This window comes from Klebsiella terrigena, from assembly GCF_006539725.1.
GTDB lineage: Bacteria > Pseudomonadota > Gammaproteobacteria > Enterobacterales > Enterobacteriaceae > Klebsiella > Klebsiella terrigena.
In genome coordinates this window covers 66,876-87,886 of sequence record NZ_BJNO01000004.1, presented here as the reverse complement: position 1 = coordinate 87,886, position 21,011 = coordinate 66,876, and the positions used below count along the sequence as shown (strand labels likewise).

Annotated in this window: 18 protein-coding genes and 1 pseudogene; 13 read left to right on the top strand and 6 right to left on the bottom strand. The window is 60.2% G+C overall.

Annotated features, from left to right (window positions below):
* The first annotated feature begins 11 nt into the window (after positions 1 to 11).
* From RTE01_RS07050 to RTE01_RS07005, 10 genes and pseudogenes are all read left to right on the top strand, one after another.
* The gene (locus RTE01_RS07050) at positions 12 to 788 is read left to right on the top strand and encodes an ABC transporter substrate-binding protein (protein WP_041144462.1); all 777 of its coding nucleotides are present in this window, start codon (positions 12 to 14) and stop codon (positions 786 to 788) included.
* Positions 789 to 969: 181 nt separating this feature from the next.
* A complete protein-coding gene (locus RTE01_RS07045; protein ID WP_134525381.1) occupies positions 970 to 1,923 on the top strand; it encodes an aldo/keto reductase in 954 nt (317 codons plus the stop codon).
* A 79-nt stretch (positions 1,924 to 2,002) separates the two neighbouring features.
* Positions 2,003 to 2,116: pseudogene (locus RTE01_RS07040) on the top strand (aldehyde dehydrogenase family protein); the annotation flags it as partial.
* A gap of 348 nt (positions 2,117 to 2,464) precedes the next feature.
* Entirely contained in the window at positions 2,465 to 3,769 is a 1,305-nt protein-coding gene (locus RTE01_RS07035; RefSeq protein ID WP_134525382.1) for an NAD(P)/FAD-dependent oxidoreductase, read from the top strand.
* Between the two features lie 348 nt (positions 3,770 to 4,117).
* Positions 4,118 to 5,203, top strand: coding sequence for a YncE family protein (locus RTE01_RS07030; protein WP_141334868.1), 1,086 nt, complete (start codon positions 4,118 to 4,120; stop codon positions 5,201 to 5,203).
* Positions 5,204 to 5,261: 58 nt separating this feature from the next.
* A complete protein-coding gene (locus RTE01_RS07025; RefSeq protein ID WP_141334866.1) occupies positions 5,262 to 7,460 on the top strand; it encodes a TonB-dependent receptor in 2,199 nt (732 codons plus the stop codon).
* A 127-nt stretch (positions 7,461 to 7,587) separates the two neighbouring features.
* Positions 7,588 to 8,964 (top strand): phenylalanine transporter, encoded by a 1,377-nt coding sequence (pheP, locus tag RTE01_RS07020; RefSeq protein ID WP_041144467.1) that lies wholly within the window; start codon positions 7,588 to 7,590, stop codon positions 8,962 to 8,964.
* A 186-nt stretch (positions 8,965 to 9,150) separates the two neighbouring features.
* Positions 9,151 to 10,356 (top strand): MFS transporter, encoded by a 1,206-nt coding sequence (locus tag RTE01_RS07015; RefSeq protein ID WP_166793768.1) that lies wholly within the window; start codon positions 9,151 to 9,153, stop codon positions 10,354 to 10,356.
* Between the two features lie 16 nt (positions 10,357 to 10,372).
* A complete protein-coding gene (locus tag RTE01_RS07010) occupies positions 10,373 to 11,401 on the top strand; it encodes a sugar phosphate isomerase/epimerase family protein (protein ID WP_141334864.1) in 1,029 nt (342 codons plus the stop codon).
* Positions 11,398 to 12,549, top strand: coding sequence for a Gfo/Idh/MocA family protein (locus tag RTE01_RS07005; RefSeq protein ID WP_141334862.1), 1,152 nt, complete (start codon positions 11,398 to 11,400; stop codon positions 12,547 to 12,549). The genes RTE01_RS07010 and RTE01_RS07005 overlap by 4 nt, the downstream gene beginning before the upstream one ends.
* 38 nt (positions 12,550 to 12,587) lie before the next feature.
* On the opposite strand, the gene RTE01_RS07000 is transcribed toward RTE01_RS07005, so the two are convergent.
* Positions 12,588 to 13,004 (bottom strand): Exc2 family lipoprotein, encoded by a 417-nt coding sequence (locus tag RTE01_RS07000; protein ID WP_041144471.1) that lies wholly within the window; start codon positions 13,002 to 13,004, stop codon positions 12,588 to 12,590.
* Positions 13,005 to 13,312: 308 nt separating this feature from the next.
* On the opposite strand from RTE01_RS07000, the gene RTE01_RS06995 reads away from it, so the two are divergent.
* Complete coding sequence (locus RTE01_RS06995) at positions 13,313 to 14,293, top strand: LacI family DNA-binding transcriptional regulator (protein ID WP_134525384.1); 981 nt, start codon at positions 13,313 to 13,315, stop codon at positions 14,291 to 14,293.
* A gap of 2 nt (positions 14,294 to 14,295) precedes the next feature.
* Here RTE01_RS06995 and RTE01_RS06990 read toward each other — a convergent pair whose 3' ends face one another.
* Entirely contained in the window at positions 14,296 to 15,540 is a 1,245-nt protein-coding gene (locus RTE01_RS06990; RefSeq protein WP_041144474.1) for a mechanosensitive ion channel family protein, read from the bottom strand.
* A gap of 77 nt (positions 15,541 to 15,617) precedes the next feature.
* Positions 15,618 to 17,045 (bottom strand): MFS transporter, encoded by a 1,428-nt coding sequence (locus RTE01_RS06985; protein WP_041144475.1) that lies wholly within the window; start codon positions 17,043 to 17,045, stop codon positions 15,618 to 15,620.
* A 109-nt stretch (positions 17,046 to 17,154) separates the two neighbouring features.
* On the opposite strand from RTE01_RS06985, the gene RTE01_RS06980 reads away from it, so the two are divergent.
* Positions 17,155 to 18,024: a helix-turn-helix transcriptional regulator gene (locus tag RTE01_RS06980; protein ID WP_041144476.1), complete on the top strand. Its 870-nt coding sequence runs from the start codon at positions 17,155 to 17,157 to the stop codon at positions 18,022 to 18,024.
* Between the two features lie 154 nt (positions 18,025 to 18,178).
* On the top strand, positions 18,179 to 19,141 hold the full coding sequence (locus RTE01_RS06975; protein ID WP_409372330.1) for a DUF2157 domain-containing protein: 963 nt from the start codon (positions 18,179 to 18,181) through the stop codon (positions 19,139 to 19,141).
* On the opposite strand, the gene nfsB is transcribed toward RTE01_RS06975, so the two are convergent.
* The 3 genes from nfsB to RTE01_RS06960 all read right to left on the bottom strand — a co-directional run bounded on the left by nfsB (position 19,138) and on the right by RTE01_RS06960 (position 20,880).
* Positions 19,138 to 19,791, bottom strand: a complete 654-nt coding sequence (gene nfsB, locus RTE01_RS06970) for an oxygen-insensitive NAD(P)H nitroreductase (protein WP_041144478.1) — start codon at positions 19,789 to 19,791, stop codon at positions 19,138 to 19,140. The two genes, RTE01_RS06975 and nfsB, sit on opposite strands and share 4 nt — an antisense overlap.
* Positions 19,792 to 19,930: 139 nt before the next feature.
* Entirely contained in the window at positions 19,931 to 20,299 is a 369-nt protein-coding gene (locus tag RTE01_RS06965) for an MmcQ/YjbR family DNA-binding protein (RefSeq protein WP_041144479.1), read from the bottom strand.
* The gene (locus tag RTE01_RS06960) at positions 20,299 to 20,880 is read right to left on the bottom strand and encodes a TetR/AcrR family transcriptional regulator (RefSeq protein WP_134525385.1); all 582 of its coding nucleotides are present in this window, start codon (positions 20,878 to 20,880) and stop codon (positions 20,299 to 20,301) included. The genes RTE01_RS06965 and RTE01_RS06960 overlap by 1 nt, the downstream gene beginning before the upstream one ends.
* Positions 20,881 to 21,011: the final 131 nt, after the last annotated feature.

Sequence of the window (21,011 nt, the reverse complement as noted above, 5' to 3'; positions counted from 1 at the left end):
GCTCGTAAATAATGAAAAAATCACTTCTGCTGTGGGTTGCGCTGATGGCCTCAACGTCGGCGCTGGCCGCAGAAAATAAGGAAATTCGCTTTGGCGTCGATCCGACCTTTGCGCCGTTTGAATGGAAGGATCCGCAGGGCAAGCTGGCGGGTTTCGATATTGATTTAGGCAACGCCATCTGCCAGCAGCTGCAGGCCAAATGCGTGTGGGTGGAAAGCAACTTCGATGGCATCATTCCGGCGCTGAAGGCGCGTAAATTTGACGCCATTCTCTCCGGTATGTATATGACCGAGAAGCGTAAAGAGCAGATTGGCTTTAGCGACAAGCTCTATAACGGCCCGGTGTTCCTCGTGGCGCGCAAAAATACGCTGAGCGGCAATACGCCGGAGCAGCTGAAGGGCAAAACCATCGGCGTGGAGCAGGGCTCGGCGCAGGAAACCTACGTGAATCAGCACTGGCGTCCGGCGGGAATTAATATCGTGGCCTACCAGGGCGCCGACAGCGTGGTGCGGGATCTGGAGTCCGGGCGTATCGACGGCGCGGTGCTCTCCGGAATGATGGCGGACTACAGCTTCCTGCAGCAGCCTCAGGGCAAAGATTTCGCCTTCGTTGGCGGTCATTTGCAGGATGATAAGCTGTTTGGCGCCGGGGCGGCCATTGGCCTGCGCAAGGACGACGACGCCTTACGTCAGGAGATTAACGGCGCGATTGCCAAAATTCTTGCCGACGGAACCTATAAAAAACTGGCCGGGAAATATTTTAGCTTTGACGTCTATTCCGGGACATAATGCGGTTATGCAGGCGGCGGGCACGGAAAGCCCGCCTCAGGCTTCCTTTCTCTACTATCATTTCTGACCCTGGCCCGATAACGCAGGACGCAGAATATAAACGAGACCCTCACTCATTCGAGTTGAACCAGGCCGGGCGCGGGCAACCTGAAGGACGACGGGTCAATAAGGAGTGAACGGCATGATGACACGTCCATTGGGCAAAACCGGATTTTCCATTGCGCCGCTGGTCTTTGGCGGCAACGTTTTCGGCTGGACCTGCGATGAAAAAACCAGTTTTGCCATTCTTGATGCTTTCGTTGACCACGGCTTTGACGCTATCGATACGGCGGACGTTTACTCCCGCTGGGCGGACGGCAATCAGGGCGGAGAGTCGGAAACGATAATCGGCCGCTGGCTGCAGGCGCGGCCGGGGATGCGTGAGCGGGTTAAAATCTTCAGCAAGGTCGGCGCAGATATGGGGCCCGACGGGCAAAAAGGGCTGAGCAAAGCCTGGATCCAGCAGGCGGTAGACCACTCCCTGCGCCGCCTGAATAGCGACCATATCGATCTCTATTTTGCCCACTGGCCGGATCCGCAAACTCCGCTGGCGGAAACCCTGGAAGCCTTCCAGGCCCTGCAGCAGGCGGGAAAAATCCGCGCGACCGGCGCGTCGAACCTCGACGCACAGCAGCTGTCGGCGGCGCTGGAAGTAGCGCGCAAGGGCGGCCTGCCGGCCTGGCAGGTGCTGCAGCCGGAATATAATCTCTATCACCGCTCCGCCTTCGAAGGCGCGCTCTGCGATCTCTGCATCAGCCGCGAGATTGGCGTGGTGACCTACTACAGCCTGGCCTCCGGCTTTTTAACCGGTAAATACCGCCAGCAGGCTGACCTCGCGCAGAGCCAGCGCGGCGGCGGCATCGCCAAATATCTCAATCCGCGCGGGATGCGTATTCTCGATACCCTCGAAGAGGTTGCCGGGCAGCACAACGCTAAGCCGGCGGAGGTGGCCCTCGCCTGGCTGATGAGCCGGGAAGGGGTGACCGCGCCGATCGCCAGCGCGACCAGCGTCGCCCAGGTTGAGAGCTTTGCCCGCGCCGCCGGGCTGACGCTCAACGCCGCGCAGCTGGCGCGGCTCGAGATCGCCAGCGCCTGATGGCCGCCTGCCGGAGCCGTCGGGCTCCGGCTTTTCCCGGCTAGCGGTGCGTCGTTACGTTCAGCACCTGCGCGCTGGCGCCGACCCGGCGGTCCCCTTTGGCGGCATGAAAGGCTCGGGCATCGGGCGCGAGTTTGGCAGCGCGTTTATTGATGATTACACTGAACTTAAATCCGTGATGGTGCGCTATTAATAGCCGACGGGCCTGACGAAATATACTCTTTAGGGTTTAACTCTTGTCGGCAATAAAATAATACTTTGGGCTAATATTTAAATCACCCTCCCTCCGGCCGCTAGCTAACAACTTAGTGGCCTTTTTATTTACCTCATATATGTGTGCCAGAGAATTCAGCGAAAACTTGTACAATAATAAGCGGATTAAAAATGGCTGCTTATCCATTTTGGCGTTATTACTACAGGCTGCGGAATTATTTCTTTTGCTTATTGCTATTCGGCGAACTGTTGTTAATTAAATATTGCATAGTAATTTTTAATTAACAATTTTTAATTAACATTGGTTTTTTATTTTTAGGAGGTTGCAGTGACTGCGCCATTAAAAAAAATTGTCATTGTCGGCGGCGGTGCCGGCGGGCTGGAGCTGGCCACGCAGCTGGGGCATAAGCTCGGTCGACGTAATAAGGCTCAGATTATCCTCGTCGATCGCAGCCAGAGCCACCTGTGGAAGCCGCTGCTGCATGAGGTGGCGACCGGATCGCTGGATGCCGGCGTGGACGCCCTAAGCTTTATGGCGCATGCCAGTAAGCACTATTTTGAGTTCCAGCACGGCGCCGTTATCGATATTAATCGCGACGCGAAAACCCTCGTCCTGGCGGAACTGCGCGATGAAAACGGCGAGCTGCTGGTTGCCGAACGCACCCTCGGCTGGGATACCTTAGTGATGGCGCTGGGCAGCACCTCCAACGACTTTAATACCCCGGGGGTAAAAGAGAACTGTATTTTCCTCGACAGCGCCGAGCAGGCAAAACGCTTCCATCAGCAGATGCTTAACCTGTTCCTCAGGCATTCGGCTAACCCGCAGAACCTCGGCAAGGTGAATATTGCCATTGTCGGCGGCGGGGCGACGGGCGTCGAACTGTCGGCCGAACTGCACAATGCGGTGAAAGAGCTGCAGCGCTACGGCTATAAGCATCTGACCAACGAGGCGCTGAACGTCAGCCTGGTTGAAGCCGGCGAGCGTATTCTGCCGGCGCTGCCGGAGCGCATCTCCCTGGCCGCGCGCGATGAGCTGACGAAGCTGGGCGTCAACGTGATGACCCAAACCCTGATTACCCGCGCCGACGAGCAGGGGCTGCACACCAAAGACGGCAGCGTAATTAGCGCGGATCTGATGGTGTGGGCGGCCGGCATCAAGGCGCCGGACTTTATGCGCGAAATTGCGGGCCTTGAGACCAACCGGATTAACCAGCTGGTCGTTGAGCCGACGCTGCAGACCACCCGCGATAGCCATATTTTTGCCTTCGGCGACTGCGCCGCCTGCCCGCGCCCGGAGGGGGGATTTATTCCTCCGCGCGGCCAGGCGGCTCACCAGATGGCCCTCTTCACGGCGAACAACATTATTGCGCAGCTGAAGGGCCGACCGCTGAAATCGTTCGTCTATCGCGACCGCGGCTCGCTGGTCTCGCTCTCAGGCTATACCACCCTCGGGAGCATTATGGGCCATCTGCCGGTGGGGCCGATGATGGTGGAGGGCAGGCTCGCGCGCCTGGTCTACGATTCGCTGTACCGTATGCATCAGGTGACGCTGCACGGCTACGTGAAAACCGGCCTGCTGATGCTCTCCGGCGGGATTAACCGCATCATTCGTCCGCACCTCAAGCTGCACTAAACACGCTGCACGAAAGATGAAATAGCCTTCCCGGACGGCGGTGTCCGGGAAGGCGCAACGTCATGCTCCCAGGCTGGCGACAAATCCCTTCGCGTATCATGTTCTAAAATCAGCAGATTACTGTTTTTGCCCGCAACGGAAGTGATTACGCTTGCCTGAATGACGATAATGAGTATAGTTCTCATTCTTCTTTTTGTTTGCAGGCTAAGTAGGGAATGACCTGCGTCAGTGAGTGGCTCACAGGGAAACAGCGAAGGCGTAGGGTGGGGCTCGGTACGGCAAGGCTGAAGCAAAAAATATCGGCCAGGAGCTACCATCAGGTCATTGATTATGTAAAGGATTCCTCCTGTGAAATACGCTATTCCGGCCCTCGCGCTGGCTATCTCTGCGCTCTTAAGCGGCTGTGCCGCTACCCATACCCCTCCCGTTGCGCAACCGGCTGTCGACAGCGCCGCCGCTACTACCCTGGCGCAGCCGCTGAAGCGCGAGCTGGCCGAAGGCCTCTATGAAATGGCGCTGAGCCCGAAAGGCGATGCGCTGTACGTTGCCAGCGCCGAAGGTTTTAAAGACGTGCAGGGCGGGGCGGTCTATAAGCTCGACCCGAAAACCCTGAAGACCATCGGCCTGAGCTATACCGACCTGAAAAACTTTGCCGTCCAGATAACGCCGGATGGCGCAACGCTGTTCGTCACCAACTCCCTCGACGGCGGCATCAGCGCCATTGACACCGCCACCGGCAAAGTCAAAAAGCGCCTGCTGTTTAGCGAGCGCAACGAGAAGGGGCTGCCGTACGGCGCGCGGCAGATCCTGCTGCTGAACGACACTCTCTACGTGGGTGCAGTTGCCGACCCGGCGCAAATCTGGGTGGTTGACGCCAACACGCTGAAGCTGAAAGCGCGAATTAAAAACACCGGCAAATGGATGACCGGCCTGCACTATTCCGCGCAAACCGGGCGCCTGTACGCGGCCAACGGCGGCGGAGAGATCCTCGTTATCAACCCGCGTAATAACCGCGTTGAGCAGCGCTGGAAGCCGCTGGGCGACAAGCCGGCGCTGCTGCTGAATATCGCCGAAGATAGCGAAACCGGCCGCCTGTTCGTCACCGATAACTCAAAAGCGAAAACCACCCTGGTGCTGGATATTCACAGCGGCAAGGTGATCAAGCAGCTCGACGTGGGCGACTCGCTGGCGGTGCTGTTCAACCCGAAACGCAATGAGATTTATATCTCCCGGCGCGAGTCCGGCAAGGTCATCAGCCTCGACGGCACCAGCTATGCGCAGAAGCGTCAGTGGGATATCCCGGCTAACCCCAACAGCCTGCTGCTCTCAGCCGATGGTCAGACGCTGTTTGTGACCGTCAAGCAGCCGTTTAATAAAGATCATTCGACCAAAGGCCCGGACAGCGTTGTCCGCCTCGAGCTGGCGAATCAATAACTAAAATTGGCCCGGCAGCGGGCCCTTTGTTTCACTTTTCTCCTCCACGGGACACATTATGCACGTCACTCATACTTCATCCTTCCCGCTGCGTAAAACGCTGCTGGCGTTAACGATTGGCGCCATCGCCCAGGGCGCGGCGGCGGCGGACGACGCCAGCGCCGGCAAAAAAAACGAAGAGGTTATGGTCGTCCAGGCGAGCGAAGGCGGCGATTTTAAAGCCGGCGGCGACCTGGTGGTGCCGGCTTTCCTCGACGGGCAGATTGCCCACGGCGGCCGGCTGGGCATGCTCGGTGAACAAAAGGCGATGGACGTCCCCTTTAACGTCATCGGCTACACCGCAAAGCTGATTCAGGACCAGCAGGCGCGCACCATTGCCGACGTGGTCAGCAACGATGCGGGGATCCAGACGGTGCAGGGCTACGGTAACTTTGCCGAAACCTACCGCATTCGCGGCTTTAAGCTCGACGGCGACGACATGACCATGGGCGGCCTCGCCGGCGTGGTGCCGCGTCAGGTGATGGATACCCAGATGCTGGAGCGGGTGGAGGTCTTTAAGGGTGCCAACGGCCTGCTCAACGGCGCGGCCAGCAGCGGCGTCGGCGGGATGATCAACCTTGAGCCGAAGCGGGCTGAGGATATCCCAACCGCCAGGGTGGGCGTCGACTATACCTCCGATTCTCAGGTCGGCGGCAGCCTCGACCTCGGCCGTCGTTTTGGCGATGACAACCAGTTCGGCGCGCGCGTCAACCTGGTGCATCGCGAAGGCGAAGCGGCGGTGGAAAACGACCGCCGTCGCACGACGCTGGCCTCCCTGGGGCTGGACTACCGCAGCGATCGCTTCCGTTCATCGCTCGACTTTGGCTACCAGAAAAAAACCTTCCACGGCGGGGAGATGGGGGTGAACGTCAGCGGCGTCGACTTCGTGCCCGCGGTGCCGGATAACCGCAAAAACTACGGCCAGAAGTGGGGCTATAGCGATATCGAGAACGAATTCGGGATGGCGAAGGCGGAATACGATCTCAGCGACAGCTGGACGCTGTACGGCTCCCTCGGCGGCCAGCACGCGCACGAGACCGGCACCTACAGCACCGCGAAGCTGCTGAATGAAAACGGCGACGCGACCGCCGGGCGCCTGGACACCAACCGGATTATCGACGCCTTCAGCGGTATGGGCGGCGTGCGCGGTGACTTCAACACCGGCGCGATTTCCCATCAGGTCAACGTCGGCTACTCGGCGCAGATCAAGCGCGATAAAACCGCGTGGCGGATGTCGACGAAAAACCCGACCACCAATATTTATGATGGCCGCGACGTGCCGATGCCGGATAACACCCTGTTTGGCGGCAACTACTTCGACCCCCTGACCACCTCGCGCAGCCGCACTCAGGGCTGGCTGCTGAGCGATACGCTGGGCTTCTTTAACGACAATGTGCTGCTGACCGCCGCCGCCCGTCATCAGAAGGTGGTAGTGCGTAACTACAGCAATAAAACCGGCGTGGAGGACCCCGCTTCGCTCTATACCCAAAGCCGCTGGACGCCGACCCTGGGCCTCGTCTACAAGCCGTGGGAAACGCTGTCGCTGTACGCCAACCACACCGAAGCGCTGCAGCCGGGCAGCGTGGCGCCAAATACCGCCGCCAACGCCGGGCAGAGCACCGGGATCGCGCACTCGAAGCAGGATGAAGTGGGCGTGAAGGTTGACTACGGCACCGTCGGCGGGTCGCTGGCGCTGTTTCAAATCAAAAAGCCGAACGCGATTTCCGATGCGAACGGCTACTACGGGCTGGACGGCGAACAGCGCAACCGCGGCGCCGAGCTGAACGTCTTTGGCGAGCCGATGCTGGGGCTGCGCCTCAACGGCAGCACGCAGTGGCTCGATCCCGAGCAGACCAAAACGGCTAAGGGCGTCAACGACGGAAAAGACGCGGTTGGCGTGGCGCGTTTCTATGCGGTGCTGGGGGCCGAGTATGACATCAAGCCGGTCGAGGGCCTGACGGCCACCGCTCGCGTTAACCACACCGGTTCGCAGTACGCCGATGCGGCGAATACGAAGAAGCTCGACAGCTATACCACCCTCGATCTGGGCGTGCGCTACCGCATGCGCCTCAACGCCGATGGTAACGAAATGGTCTGGCGTGCGGGGGTAACCAACGTCACCAACGAGAAGTACTGGTCCGGCGTCGATGATTCCGGCACCTACCTGTCGGTGGGCGATCCGCGCACCGTTCGCGTATCGATGAGCTACGATTTCTAAGGCCAAAGCGCGGGGCGGGCCCGGACGGCTCGCCCCTCGTCGCCGGCAACAAACGCATCTGCGGCTTGAAGTCGGGCGAGCATAAGTGTAAAAGGTGCCCCTTCACTAAAAATGACAGGGGATCGACGTGAAAGACGCGTCAACGCAGTCGGATACCGTAGAACACGGCGGCCCGACGCTTCATCGCGGTTTACAGAACCGACATATCCAGCTCATCGCCCTCGGCGGCGCTATCGGCACCGGCCTGTTTCTCGGCATTGGCCCGGCGATTCAAATGGCGGGACCGGCGGTTCTGATTGGCTACGCCGTCGCCGGGATCATCGCCTTTCTGATCATGCGCCAGCTTGGCGAAATGGTTGTTGAAGAGCCGGTATCCGGCTCGTTTGCCCACTTTGCCTATAAATACTGGGGCCCGTTTGCCGGCTTTCTTTCCGGCTGGAACTACTGGGTGATGTTCGTGCTGGTGGGCATGGCGGAGCTGACCGCCGCCGGCATCTACATGCAGTACTGGCTGCCGGACGTGCCGACCTGGGTATGGGCTGCGGTCTTCTTTATTATCATCAACGCCGTTAACCTCGTGAACGTGCGCCTGTACGGCGAGGCGGAGTTCTGGTTTGCGTTGATTAAGGTGCTGGCGATTGTCGGGATGATCGGCTTCGGCCTGTGGATGCTGTTCGGCGGCCACGGCGGCAGCAAGGCGGGATTCGATAACCTGTGGCGTCACGGCGGCTTTCTGGCTACCGGCTGGCACGGCCTGGTGATGTCGCTGGCGGTGATTATGTTCTCCTTTGGCGGCCTGGAGCTTATCGGCATCACCGCCGCGGAAGCGCAGAATCCTGAAAAGAGCATTCCGAAAGCGGTGAACCAGGTGGTCTACCGTATCCTGCTGTTCTATATCGGTTCGCTGGTGGTGCTGCTGGCGCTCTACCCGTGGGTGGACGTGAAATCTGACAGCAGCCCGTTCGTGATGATTTTTCATAATCTCGACAGCAACGTGGTGGCTTCCGCGCTCAACTTCGTCATCCTGGTGGCCTCGCTGTCGGTTTACAACAGCGGCGTCTATTCCAACAGCCGGATGCTGTTCGGCCTGTCGGTGCAGGGCAACGCGCCGAAGTTTCTCGCCCGAGTCAGCAAGCGCGGCGTGCCGGTCAACTCGCTGATCCTCTCCGGGGTGATCACTTCCCTGGTGGTGCTGCTCAACTACCTGCTGCCGCAAAAGGCGCTGGGCCTGCTGATGGCGCTGGTGGTGGCGACGCTGCTGCTGAACTGGATAATGATCTGCATGGCGCATCTGAAATTCCGCGCCGCGCAGCGTCGTAAGGGACGCGAGTCGAAGTTCAAAGCGCTGCTGGCGCCAGGCGGAAACTATCTCTGCATCGCCTTCCTGGGGCTGATTCTGGTGCTGATGTGCACGATCGACGGAATGCGCCTGTCGGCCGTTCTGCTGCCGGTGTGGATCCTGTTCCTGTTTGTGGTCTTCAAGCTGCTGCGCCGTCCGGCGTAACGCCTGCGGCTCCGTCGTCCGACGGAGCCGTAATCCTTTATTGTGATCTTCTTCGCGCTTAGCGCATTTGCTTAAGGATCTTCCTTTTGTAATCGATTACTTTGTCAATCGAGCGGTTTTGTAATCGATTACTTTTTGAGGGCGGTCAAAATGGTATCAACAGCTGAAGGTCGTGAAAGTGTTCGCGTGCAGCACCGGTTTCTGGTGCCGCGCCTGTCGTTAATGATGTTTATGCAGTTCTTTATCTGGGGGAGCTGGTCGGTCACCCTCGGCCTGGTGATGACGCGCTACGATATGGCGCTGCTGATCGGCGATGCGTTCTCCGCCGGGCCGATTGCCTCCATTTTATCGCCGTTTGTGCTGGGGATGCTGGTCGATCGCTTCTTCCCGTCGCAGAAGGTGATGGCGGTGATGCACCTGGCGGGGGCGGCGATTCTGTGGTTTGTCCCGCAGGCGCTGGTCGCGCAAAACGGCGCGCTGCTGATCGGCCTGCTGTTTGGCTATACGCTGTGCTATATGCCGACGCTGGCGCTGACCAATAATATCGCTTTCCACAGCCTGGCGAACGTCGATAAAACCTTTCCGGTGGTGCGCGTCTTCGGCACCATCGGCTGGATTATTGCCGGGATCTGCATCGGGGTGACCGGTATTTCCAACACTACCGCCATCTTCAGCCTTGCGGCGCTGTGCTCGGTGGTGCTGGCGCTCTACAGCCTGACGCTGCCCCATACGCCGGCGCCGGCGAAGGGGATGCCGGTAAAGCTGCGCGATCTGCTCTGTGCCGACGCCTTTGCGCTGCTGAAAACGCGCCACTTCTTTATCTTCTGCCTGTGCGCCACGCTGATCTCCATTCCGCTGGGGACCTACTACGCCTACACCGCCTCATACCTGGCGGATGCCGGCGTGGCTGACGTCAGCACCGCGATGTCGTTCGGCCAGATGTCGGAAATCGTCTTTATGCTGGTGATCCCGCTGCTGTTCCGCCGCCTCGGGGTGAAATATATGCTGCTGGTGGGGATGCTGGCGTGGTTCGTGCGCTACGCCTTCTTTGCCCTCGGCGTCAGCGAAGAGGGGCGCTTCCTGCTCTATCTCGGCATCCTGCTGCACGGCGTGTGCTACGACTTTTTCTTTGTCGTCGGCTTTATCTATACCGACCGGGTGGCGGGGGAGAAGGTAAAAGGCCAGGCGCAGAGCATGATTGTGATGTTCACCTACGGTATCGGCATGCTGCTCGGTTCGCAAATCTCCGGCGCGCTGTATAACCAGCTGGTTGCCGGACAGGCCGTACCGCAGGCGTGGGTCACCTTCTGGTGGATCCCGGCGGTTGCGGCGGCGGTTATCGCACTGATTTTCCTTTTCTCTTTCCAGTATAACGAGAAAGAGCCGCGCTAATTTTTCGGAGGTGGTGATGAGAACTATCAAGGGGCCGGGCATCTTTCTGGCGCAGTTTATCGGCACGCAGCCGTCGTTTAACACCCTCGACGGGCTGGCGGAGTGGGCCGCGGGGCTGGGCTATCGGGCGCTGCAGATCCCGTGCAACCATCCGGCTATCTTTGACCTTGAGCAGGCGGCGGCGAGCCAGACCTACTGCGACGAGGTTAAGGGACGGCTGGCGGCGCACGGGCTGGTGATTAGCGAACTCTCTACGCATCTGGAAGGGCAGCTGGTGGCGGTACATCCGGCCTACGACGCGGCGTTTGACGGCTTTGCGCCCCCCGCGCTGCGCGGAAATCCGCAGGCGCGGCAGCGCTGGGCCTGCGAAAAGCTGCAGCAGGCGGCGATCGCCTCCGGGCGCTTAGGCCTGACGGCGCACGCCACCTTCTCCGGGGCGCTGGCGTGGCCCTATTTTTACCCGTGGCCGCCGCACAACCCGCAGCTGCTTGAGGAGGCGTTTAGCGAGCTGGCCCGCCGCTGGCGGCCGATCCTCGACGGCTTTGACCAGCAGGGGGTGGATCTGTGCTACGAAATTCATCCCGGCGAAGATCTGCACGATGGCGTGACCTTCGAGCGTTTTCTGCAGCTGGTGGATAACCATCCGCGCTGCAATATGCTCTACGACCCCAGCCATCTGCATCTGCAGCAAATGGACTACCTGGCCTATATCGACATCTATCATCAGCGGATAAAAGCCTTTCACGTCAAGGACGCGGAGTTCCGCCGCGACGGCCGCTGCGGCGTTTACGGCGGCTACCAGAACTGGCTCCAGCGGGCGGGGCGCTTCCGCTCGCCGGGGGACGGCGAGATCGATTTTAAGCGGATTTTTAGCAAGCTCACCGAGTACGGCTATGCCGGCTGGGCGGTGCTGGAGTGGGAGTGCTGCCTGAAAGAGGCGGAGGCCGGTGCCCGCGAGGGCAGCGAATTTATCCGCCGCCATATCATTCCGGCCTCCGGGCGCGCGTTTGATGATTTTGCCGCCGGAAGCGAGGTACGGGGATGATCCAGGTTGGCATTATCGGCAGCGGGTTTATCGGTCCGGCGCATATTGAGGCGCTGCGCCGGGTGGGTGATATTGAGGTGGTGGCGCTGTGCGACCACAGCCTGGCGCAGGCCGAGCAGAAGGCCCGGCAGCTGAACGTGGCCCACGCCTACGGCAGCGTCGAAGGTCTGCTGGCGCATCCGGGTCTGCAGGTGGTGCACAACTGCACGCCGAACCATCTGCATGCGGAGATTAATCGCCAGATCCTGCGCGCCGGGCTGCACGTCTTCTCGGAAAAGCCGCTGTGCATGCGCCCGGAAGAGGCCCGCGAGCTGGTGGCGCTGGCGGAAAAGGCCGGGGTGGTGCACGGCGTGAGCTTTGTCTACCGCCAGTTCGCGATGGTCCAGCAGGCGGCCAGCATGATCCGTGAGGGTCTGGTCGGGCGGCTGTTTTCGGCGCACGGCAGTTATTTGCAGGACTGGATGCTGCTGCAAACCGATTACAACTGGCGGGTGGAGTCGGCGCTGGGCGGGGCGTCGCGGGCGATGGCGGATATCGGCTCGCACTGGTGCGATACGGTGCAGTTTATGACCGGACGCCGCATCACCGAGGTGATGGCCGACCTCTCGACGGTGTGGCCGACCCGCCGGGCGGCTTTGCAGGGCGATGCCACCTTCAGCCAGCAGGGCGACGGTCGGGGCGACGAGGAGCGGGCGGTGGATACCGAAGACCGGGGATCGGTGCTGGTACGCTTTGATGACGGCAGTAAAGGCTGCTTCAGCATCTCGCAGGTGAGCGCCGGCAGGAAGAATCAGCTGACGGTTGAAATCAGCGGCAGCGCCTGCGCCCTGGCGTGGGATCAGGAAATCCCCCAGCGGCTGTGGGTCGGCCAGCGCGACCGGCCCAATCAGACCTTCAGCGACGACCCTTCCCTGATGCAGCGCGACGTTGCCGCCAGCGCCCACTTCCCCGCCGGCCATATCGAGGGCTGGCCGGACGCCTTCAAAAACATGATGCTGAGCTTCTACCAGGCGGTGCGGGCCGGGGCGATGCCGGATGCGTGTTCGCGGCGGTTCGCTTCGTTTTATGAAGGGGCGGACGTGATGTACATCGTTGAGGCTATTTTGCGCAGCCATCAGCAGCAGCGCTGGGTCAGCGTAGAGCGGTAGCGAGGGAGATGCGCCACCTCGGGTGGCGCACTGCCGGGCTATTTCACGCCGAGATAACCATCGAGATAGGCGGCGGAGAGCTCGCGGCCAAACAGCTGGGCGTCCTTATCTTCCATCGATGCGCTCCACTTATCGTCCGCCTTGCGGTCAAAAGAGTGCTCGGTCTTCGTGCCTTTGCTGGCCTGCTGCTTAATCTGCTCGGCCCGGCTTCTGGCGTCGTTTTCACTCATTCCCGCCGCGCGATCCTCTTTGCCGAGCTGATAGGTTTTGCTGAACGTCGGCAGGTTTAAGCGGTAATTATCCTGGCGATTCACGGCATAGTTGCCGCCGACAAAGTCGGAGCGGTGGGCGACAAAATAGTAGGCGTGGCGTTCAGGCGAAGACTTTGAGGCGCTGCAGCCGGAAAGAAGGGCCGCCGCGCAGCCGAGAACGATAATCGTTGATTTTAATTTCATTGGTAACATCATCCCTAATTATGAGTTTATTAACTAATTGAAAATATAATAATTATTTCTTTTAAGAAGGCGTAGCTAACGTACCGCTGGCGTCTTCTTTGAGCCCTATTTTGCATAAAAAAAAGACAGCGTAAACGCCAGAAGATAAGAGCCCTGATAATTGATAGTTTTCGCCGCGGCCAGCCCGGCGAAGGATTTTACCGCCCGGGCGGGCCATCTCGCCGCTCCCGACGACGCTGGATGCCTGCGGCACGCTCATTTATGATAGCCTGCGTCATATTACGCTTATCGCAGGAAGTGCAGCCCCTATGTCAATTCAGAAAATTGCTCGTCTGGCGGGCGTCTCGGTGGCGACGGTATCGCGCGTGCTCAACAACAGCGAGACCGTTAAAGCGAAAAACCGCGAGCGCGTGCTGCAGGCAATTGAGGAAAGCAACTATCAGCCCAACCTGCTGGCCCGCCAGCTGCGGACCGCCCGCAGCTACATGATCCTGGTGATGGTCTCCAATATCGCCAATCCCTTTTGCGCCGAGGTGGTGAAGGGGATAGAAGAGGAAGCTGAAAAGCACGGGTATCGTATTTTGCTCTGCCACTCCGGCTCCGATTTGGCGCGCTCAACCTCCGGGCTGCAGCTGCTCTCCGGGAAAATGGTCGATGGCGTGATTACGATGAACGCGCTCGCCAGCCTGCCGGAACTGACCACGCTTATCGGCGACGCGCCGTGGGTGCAGTGCGCCGAATACGCCGACGCCGGCAATATCTCCTGCGTGGGGATCAACGATCTTGACGCGGCGCAGGGGGCGGTGCTGCGCCTGGCGCAGAGCGGTCGTCAGCGAATCGCCCTGATCAACCACGACCTGAGCTATCGCTACGCCCGCCTGCGCGAGCGCGGCTATAAAAGCGTGCTGCACGTGCGGGATCTCAGCTATCAGCAGGTGGCCTATGCCAGCGATCTCAGCGCCGCGGCCGGAAAGGCGGCGATGGAAAGCCTGCTGGCGGCGAAAGAGCGGCCTGACGCGGTTTTTGCGGTGGCGGATTCGCTGGCCGCCGGCGCCCTGCGGGCCATTGCCCAGGCCGGGCTGCGGGTGCCGGAAGATATTGCGGTGATCGGCTTTGACGGCACCGAGCTGGCGGAGATGGTCTCGCCGCAGCTGACCACCGTTGAGCAGCCGTCGCGCGATATTGGCCGCACGGCGGTCACCCTGCTGCTGAAGAAAATTGATAACCCGACGGCGGAAGCCGAGCGGGTGATGATGGGCTGGCGCGTGATTACCCGCGCCAGTACCTGAGGTCAGGCGCCGATACGCCCGGCCAGCGAGCGAATGTCGTTGCCGGTAGGCGACTGGTGAATGCGCAGGCCAAACTCGTCGACCACGGCGAAGATGTGGTCGAAAATATCGGCCTGAATGCTCTCATACTCCGCCCACACCACGGTGCTGGTGAAGCAGTAGATCTCAATCGGCAGGCCGTTGGCATCCGGCGCCAGCTGGCGCACCATCATCGTCATATCTTTACGCAGCCGCGGATGGTTGCGGAGATACTCCTGCAAATAGGCGCGGAAGGTGCCGATATTGGTCATCTTGCGCAGGTTCAGCACCGAGCGATCGGCAGCGTTTTGCTGATTCCACAGGCTGATCTCCTCATGCCGCGAGTCCATATAGGGTTTCAGCAGCTTCGCCTGGACTAAACGCTGCTGCTCCTGCTCATCGAGAAAATGGATGCTGGTGGTGTCAATATTCAGGCTGCGCTTAATTCGGCGGCCGCCGGAGGCCGACATGCCGCTCCAGTTTTTAAAGGAGTCAGAAACCAGCGACCAGGTCGGCACGGTGGTGATGGTGTTATCCCAGTTGCGGACCTTTACCGTTGTCAGGCCGATATCGATAACCGCGCCGTCGGCGCCGTACTTCGGCATCTCCAGCCAGTCGCCGAGCTTGAGCATGTCGTTGGCGGAGAGCTGGATACCGGCCACCAGGCCGAGAATCGGGTCCTTAAACACCAGCATCAGGACCGCGGCCATGGCGCCAAGGCCGCTAATCAGAATGGCCGGCGACTGGCCAATCAGCAGTGAAATCACCAGAATTCCGATGATAATCGCGCTGACCAGCTTTACGCCCTGGAATATGCCCTTCAGCGGCAGCTGCGATGCGGTGGCGAATTTTTGCGAGAGGTTGAACACCACGTCCAGCAGCGAGAAGAAGGACAGCAGGGCATATATCATCACCCACAGCTGAGCGCCGGTAGTTAATATGTCGGCGGCTTCACTGCCTTTTTGCAGCCACAGAACCGCCTGCACGTTGACGATAATACCCTGAAGGGTAAAGGCCAGCCGATGAAACAGCTTGTTCTGGGTAATGATTTGCAGCCACAGGTGGCTGCTGGCCTGCGCGCGCTTTTCGAAGGTCCGCAGGACTACCTTGTGCAATATTAAATGGACAACAATGGCAGTCACAAAAATAATGCCGAAGATAATAATGAGCGAGGTCGTCGGGGTAATTTTGATGCCGGCTGCGGCGATTTGCGATATTAATTCCTGCATAACGTCTCCTTTACATCCAGCGGTTATGATGACCGCTGGATGCCTATTATGCAAATCTCCGGCCGCGCGCCGATGAATTATGAGGCGGCGACCAGCGGGCGAATATTCAGATGATGGCGCAGGCGCAGGGCGATGGCGCCGAGCAGCAGCATCATCACCACCTCAACCGCCAGAAAGTCGATCAGCGCCAGCGTGTAGTCGCCGCCGCTGCGCTGGGCGAGGGCTAAAAAGAGCGAACCGAGCAGCGCCGGGCCGAGCCCCAGCGAGGCCTGCTGCAGGGTGCTGAGGATCGCGCTGCCGGCTCCGGCATCGCTGGCGCTAATGTCGCGCATCCCGATACGGTAAAAGCTGTTGACGATCAGCGCCTGGCCGTAGCCGACCAGCGCGGTGGAAGGCACCAGCGCCAGGGCCGAGGTGCGGGTGGCGAAATGATAAAAGGTCGCCATCAGCAGCAGCAGGCCGATAATCTGCACCGTCAGGCCGATCAGCAAAATCCGCCCCATGCTGTAGCGGGCAATCAGCTTTGGCGCGTACAGCGCGGAGACGAAATAGGCCACCCCAAGGGCGATAAAGCTGTTGCCCGACTGCCACGGCGCCATCCCCATCCCGGCCTGCATGGTCAGCGCCATACAGAACATAAACCCGGACCAGGCGCTGAAAAACAGCAGGGCGGTCGCCATGCCGAAGCGAATGCTGGTGAGCCTGAGCAGGCGCGGAGGCAGCAGCGGCTGCTCGCCGCGACGCTGTTTGCGCAGCGCGCTCGCGCGCATCCATGCCAGCAGCGGCAGCACCGCCACCAGCATCAGCTGCAGCGTCCACGGCCAGTGCAGCTCCGGCCCCAGCGCCATCGGGAACAGCAGGCAGCAGAGGATCAGCGCCAGGCTGAAGGTGCCCTGCCAGTCGATTGTCGAGTGGCCTTCGCGCCGCGTTTCCGGCACGTAGCGCTGGCTAAAGGCCAGCACCAGCAGGCAGATCGGCACGTTGATAAAGAACGCGTTGCGCCAGCCCAGCCCGGCAATATCCGCCGAGACCAGCCAGCCGCCGCCCATCTGGCCGACGATAAACGCGATCCCGCCGATACCGCCGTAGAGGCTGATGGCGCGCGCGTGGGCGCTGCCCTTCAGGGTGACGTGCAGGGTGGCGAGGATCTGCGGGACGATCAGCGCCGCTCCGGCGCCCTGCAGGGTACGTGCCGCCAGCAGCTCGCCGATGGAGCTGGCCATCCCGCAGAGCAGAGAGGCGACGCCGAACAGCGTCACGCCCCACATAAACAGGCGCCGGCGACCGTAGTTATCGCCGAGCTTGCTGCCCATCGCCAGGCACACCGCAAAGGCGACGCCGTAGAGCGCGACGATCAGCTCCAGCTGGGTGGCGCTGGCGTCCAGCGAGTGGGTGATGGAATCCAGCGCGACGTTGGTGATTGAGGTGTCGATCAGCGGCAGCATCTGACCGGTTAACAGCAGAAATAAACCGGCGCGGCCGGGTGAAACAGCAGACGAATTCATTGGATCTCTCCATTGCGTCATTCAGCGGATGGACGTAGCATCAACGATAAATTAAACGGGTACCAGTTCCTGCTTATACTGGTATTGGCACTACCATGCTGGAGGTCATATGACCGTAATGCCGCAACGCGCGCCGCTGCCGGTCGCGCCCGACGACAGCCGTAAACAGCTCGGCGCCTTTCTGCGCGCCCGCCGTGAGAGCCTCGACCCGCAGCGTCTTGGCCTGCCGCGCGTCGGGCGGCGGCGAACGCCCGGCCTGCGCCGCGAAGAGGTGGCGATGCTCGCCGACGTCGGCGTCACCTGGTACACCTGGCTGGAGCAGGGGCGGGACGTTAACCCCTCGGAATCGGTGCTGGTTGCGGTGGCGAATGCGCTGCAGTGCAGCCCGCTGGAGACCCGGCACCTGTTCGTGCTGGCGGGGCTGACGCCGCCAGAAGCCACGCAGGTGACGGTGTGCGAAGGGATAAGCCCCGGCACCCGGCGGATGCTCGACAGCCTGATGCCGCAGCCGGCCAGTATCCAGAAGCCGAACTTCGATATCGTGGCGTGGAACGAGAGCTTCTGCCGCCTGATGGGCCTCGATTTTGCGAGTCTCCCGGAAGAGGACCGCAACTGCATCTACCTGTATCTGACCAACGAAACCTGGCGCAGCCGGATTGAAAACCGCGACGTGCTGGCGACCTTTGTCTCCTATTTCCGCGCGGCGATGGCCGAGCATCGGGGCGATCCGCTGTGGGAAAATAAGCTGGCGCGATTTTTCGCTGCCTCGGCGGAGTTTGAGTCACTGTGGCATCAGCGCTACGAGGTCCGCGGCGTGGAGAATCAGGTGAAGAACTTCCACCATCCGCAGCTGGGGCGCTTTAGCCTGCAGCAGATGTACTGGTACTCGGCGCCGCGCAACGGCTCGCGGCTGCTGGTCTATCTGCCGATGGATGAGGCCGGCGAGCAGGCGCTGGCGTGGCTGGACAATCAGGGCTGAGAGGGCGCCGGCAGGCCGCGGCGCGCTTTCCGTGTCATACTGATGCGATATTGCCGTAGGGATATGACTATCAATGAAAGTGACGCGCAGACAGGAAAAGATTATTCGCGAGGCCGTGAGCCGCTGGCGGGAAGATAACGTCATCGATGAGCGGATGCAGCAGCATTTAAACGCGCATTTAGTTCGTTCACCCTTCGACTGGCAGCGCCTGAGCCGCTACGCCTTCTGGACGGCGCTGGCCTGCCTGCTCATTGCGCTGGGCAGCCTGTTCGCCGATAGCGACGCGATCGCCTGGCTGGTGAACCTGTTCAGCGACTCGGCGCTGGCGCGTATTGCCCTGCCGACGGGGATTGCCCTGGCGTGTTATGGCTGGGGCTTTCGCCGCCAGCGGCGAGAAGCGCAGTGGCACTACAGCACCGAGGCGATGCTGTTTACCGGCGTTGTGTTTACCGCGGTGGCGCTCTGGCAGCTCGGCGTGCGGCTGGATGACGGCAGCGGCCATATTGCTCCGCTGTTCCTCGTCGGCTGTGCGATTTACGGCGCCATCGGCTACGCCGGCCGCTCCGGGCTGGTGTGGCTATTTTTTCTGCTGGCGCTCGGCAACTGGTTCGGGGCGGAAACCGGCTATGTATCAGGGTGGGGCGCTTACTGGCTGGGTATGAGCTACCCGATTCGCTTTGTGCTGTTTGGCGGCGCGCTGCTGGCGCTCTGTTTTGCGCTGCAAAAGCGGCTGCGCCAGCGGCGGCTGTTTAGCGTCAGCAAGGCGATGGGCCTGACCTATCTGTTTATTGCGCTATGGATTTTGTCGATTTTTGGCAACCACGATCTGGATAGCTGGTACGGCCTTTCACCGACGCAGCTGCTGCCGTGGGCGCTGCTGTTTGGCGTGGCGGCGGTTCTCTGTATCTCTATTAGCCTCAAAACCGATGACGGCATGCTGCGGGGGTTTGGCCTGACGTTCCTCGCCATAAATCTCTATACCCGCTTTTTCGAGTATTTCTGGGGGAGCATGCATAAGGTGGTGTTCTTCCTGATTCTGGCGGCGTCGCTGGCCGTGCTCGGCCGCTACGCGGAAAGAATCTGGCACGCCGGCGAGCGGCGTGCCGGGGGCGATTAAATCTCGGTAATGGTGGTCGCCTGCGGCAGGCGTGATTTTGGCAGCGCGGCGTTGAAATCTTCGACGCTATGATGGCCAACCGGCACCACCACTATGCTGGTATAGCCCTGCGCCTTGAGGTCGAACTCAGCGTCGAGGATGGCGAAATCGACGCCTTCAATCGGCACCGCATCGAGGCCCATGGCGGCAACGCCGAGCAGGAAGTTGCCGACGTTCAGATAGACCTGTTTTGCCATCCAGTGGTTAGCGTCGTTAAGATCTTTGCGGTGAATATCGGCAAAGAAGGTGCGGCCCTTGTGGTTACCCGCTTTGGCTTCCGGCGTCGCGAAGCGGCCGTCGGCCTCCTCCTGGTCGACCACGCGCTCCAGCCAGGCATCGTCCAGCTCGGTTTTGGCGCAGAAAACAACCACGTGGGACGCATCGAGGATTTTACGTTCGTTGAACACGTAGGTGCCGCTGGCCGCTTTAGCCACCCGCGCCTTGCCCTCATCGCTGCTGGCAACGATAAAGTGCCACGGCTGGGAGTTGGTGCTCGACGGGCTGAACTGCAGCAGCGTTTTCAGGTTTTCCGCCTGGTCTGCGGTCAGTTTCTTGCTGGCATCAAATGCCTTGGTGGAGTAGCGTTTTAGGGCGACGGCAACGATATCCATAACTCTTCCTCAGGTTTAATCTCAAGATAATTTGAGTTTACAGCCCCTTACGGAGCGTTCAGGGAAGGAAGAGTACAGCGATGCCGGGGAAATGATAAGAGACAAAAATGCGATAACACTTATCGCGCTGCGCTGAAAATCATTCAGGGCGCAGCCGCTGCTGGACCTTTTTCGGCAGTTTGTTCACCACCTGGTTCCACGAATCGTCAATCAGCTCCGCCAGCAGATCTTCGCTGATATCGGCGCCGGGAACCACGGTAATCCAGTGCTTCTTGTTCATGTGGTAGCCCGGCTCAATGCTGCGATAAATCTCCTGGTTCAGCAGTGATTTTTGCGGCTCGGCCTTGAGGTTCACCAGCGCCCGGCCGCGAACGTGGGTGGTGAGCATAAAAATGCGTCCGCCCACTTTGAACACGTCGTACTCCGGGCCGAACGGCCAGCAGTGCTCGGTAAACGGGTAGGTCAGCGCGATTCGCCGGGCGCTGTCGTGCAGTGAATCGGGAGTCATCAGGCAGCATCCTCATGCAGCGCCTGCCACATGGCCTCAAACCCGAGTGCGATCAGCTCCCGGGCGCGGTTCGGGTCGTGGCTGGCAAATTCGATAGTTGTTTCCGCCAGCGACAGAAACAGCGCGTCGCAGAAGGCGCGATAGGCGCCGCTCTGGAAGATAGCCTTGATCGACTGCTGGCACATCTCGTTGAGCTCGGGAAACATCTCTTTAACGCGGGTGCGCGTTTCGTCGGTGATCCTTTCGCTAAGCGCCATCCGGCGGATGGCCTTGTGCTCCATCGGGTTGCGAATACCCCAGTTGATATAGCTGTTCCAGATATTGCGCGCGTTCTCTTTTGGGCGCTTCTCGTTTGGCGTCAGCCCGGCAACCATCGACTCCACCAGGCCCGATTTGATAGAGAGGTACAGCTCGTTGAGCAGATCGTCCTTGGTGGCGAAATAGCGAAACAGCGTCCCCTCGGCAACCCCCGCGCTGCGGGCTATGGCCGACGTTGAGGCGGCAATACCTGACTGGGCGAAGGCGGCGGTTGCGGCCTCCAGTAACGCCTGCTTTTTATCTTCACTCTTAGGACGAGCCACTGCACTTTACCTCACACGTAATTAAACCCGGATCTAAGCATGCCTGGTGATGGCACTGCAACGGTGTATGTCAAAAATTGAAAATCGTCTTGACGACTTTCGTCTTCTTCCTAATAATGAGTGCTTACTCA

Coding starts and splice junctions, on each gene's coding strand:
- RTE01_RS07050 (WP_041144462.1), top strand. CDS start 12: ATGAAAAAATCACTTCTGCTGTGGGTTGCGCTGATGGCCTCAACGTCG.
- RTE01_RS07045 (WP_134525381.1), top strand. CDS start 970: ATGATGACACGTCCATTGGGCAAAACCGGATTTTCCATTGCGCCGCTG.
- RTE01_RS07025 (WP_141334866.1), top strand. CDS start 5,262: ATGCACGTCACTCATACTTCATCCTTCCCGCTGCGTAAAACGCTGCTG.
- RTE01_RS07010 (WP_141334864.1), top strand. CDS start 10,373: ATGAGAACTATCAAGGGGCCGGGCATCTTTCTGGCGCAGTTTATCGGC.
- RTE01_RS07005 (WP_141334862.1), top strand. CDS start 11,398: ATGATCCAGGTTGGCATTATCGGCAGCGGGTTTATCGGTCCGGCGCAT.
- RTE01_RS07000 (WP_041144471.1), bottom strand. CDS start 13,004: ATGAAATTAAAATCAACGATTATCGTTCTCGGCTGCGCGGCGGCCCTT.
- RTE01_RS06995 (WP_134525384.1), top strand. CDS start 13,313: ATGTCAATTCAGAAAATTGCTCGTCTGGCGGGCGTCTCGGTGGCGACG.
- RTE01_RS06990 (WP_041144474.1), bottom strand. CDS start 15,540: ATGCAGGAATTAATATCGCAAATCGCCGCAGCCGGCATCAAAATTACC.
- RTE01_RS06985 (WP_041144475.1), bottom strand. CDS start 17,045: ATGAATTCGTCTGCTGTTTCACCCGGCCGCGCCGGTTTATTTCTGCTG.
- RTE01_RS06980 (WP_041144476.1), top strand. CDS start 17,155: ATGACCGTAATGCCGCAACGCGCGCCGCTGCCGGTCGCGCCCGACGAC.
- RTE01_RS06975 (WP_409372330.1), top strand. CDS start 18,179: ATGCAGCAGCATTTAAACGCGCATTTAGTTCGTTCACCCTTCGACTGG.
- nfsB (WP_041144478.1), bottom strand. CDS start 19,791: ATGGATATCGTTGCCGTCGCCCTAAAACGCTACTCCACCAAGGCATTT.
- RTE01_RS06965 (WP_041144479.1), bottom strand. CDS start 20,299: ATGACTCCCGATTCACTGCACGACAGCGCCCGGCGAATCGCGCTGACC.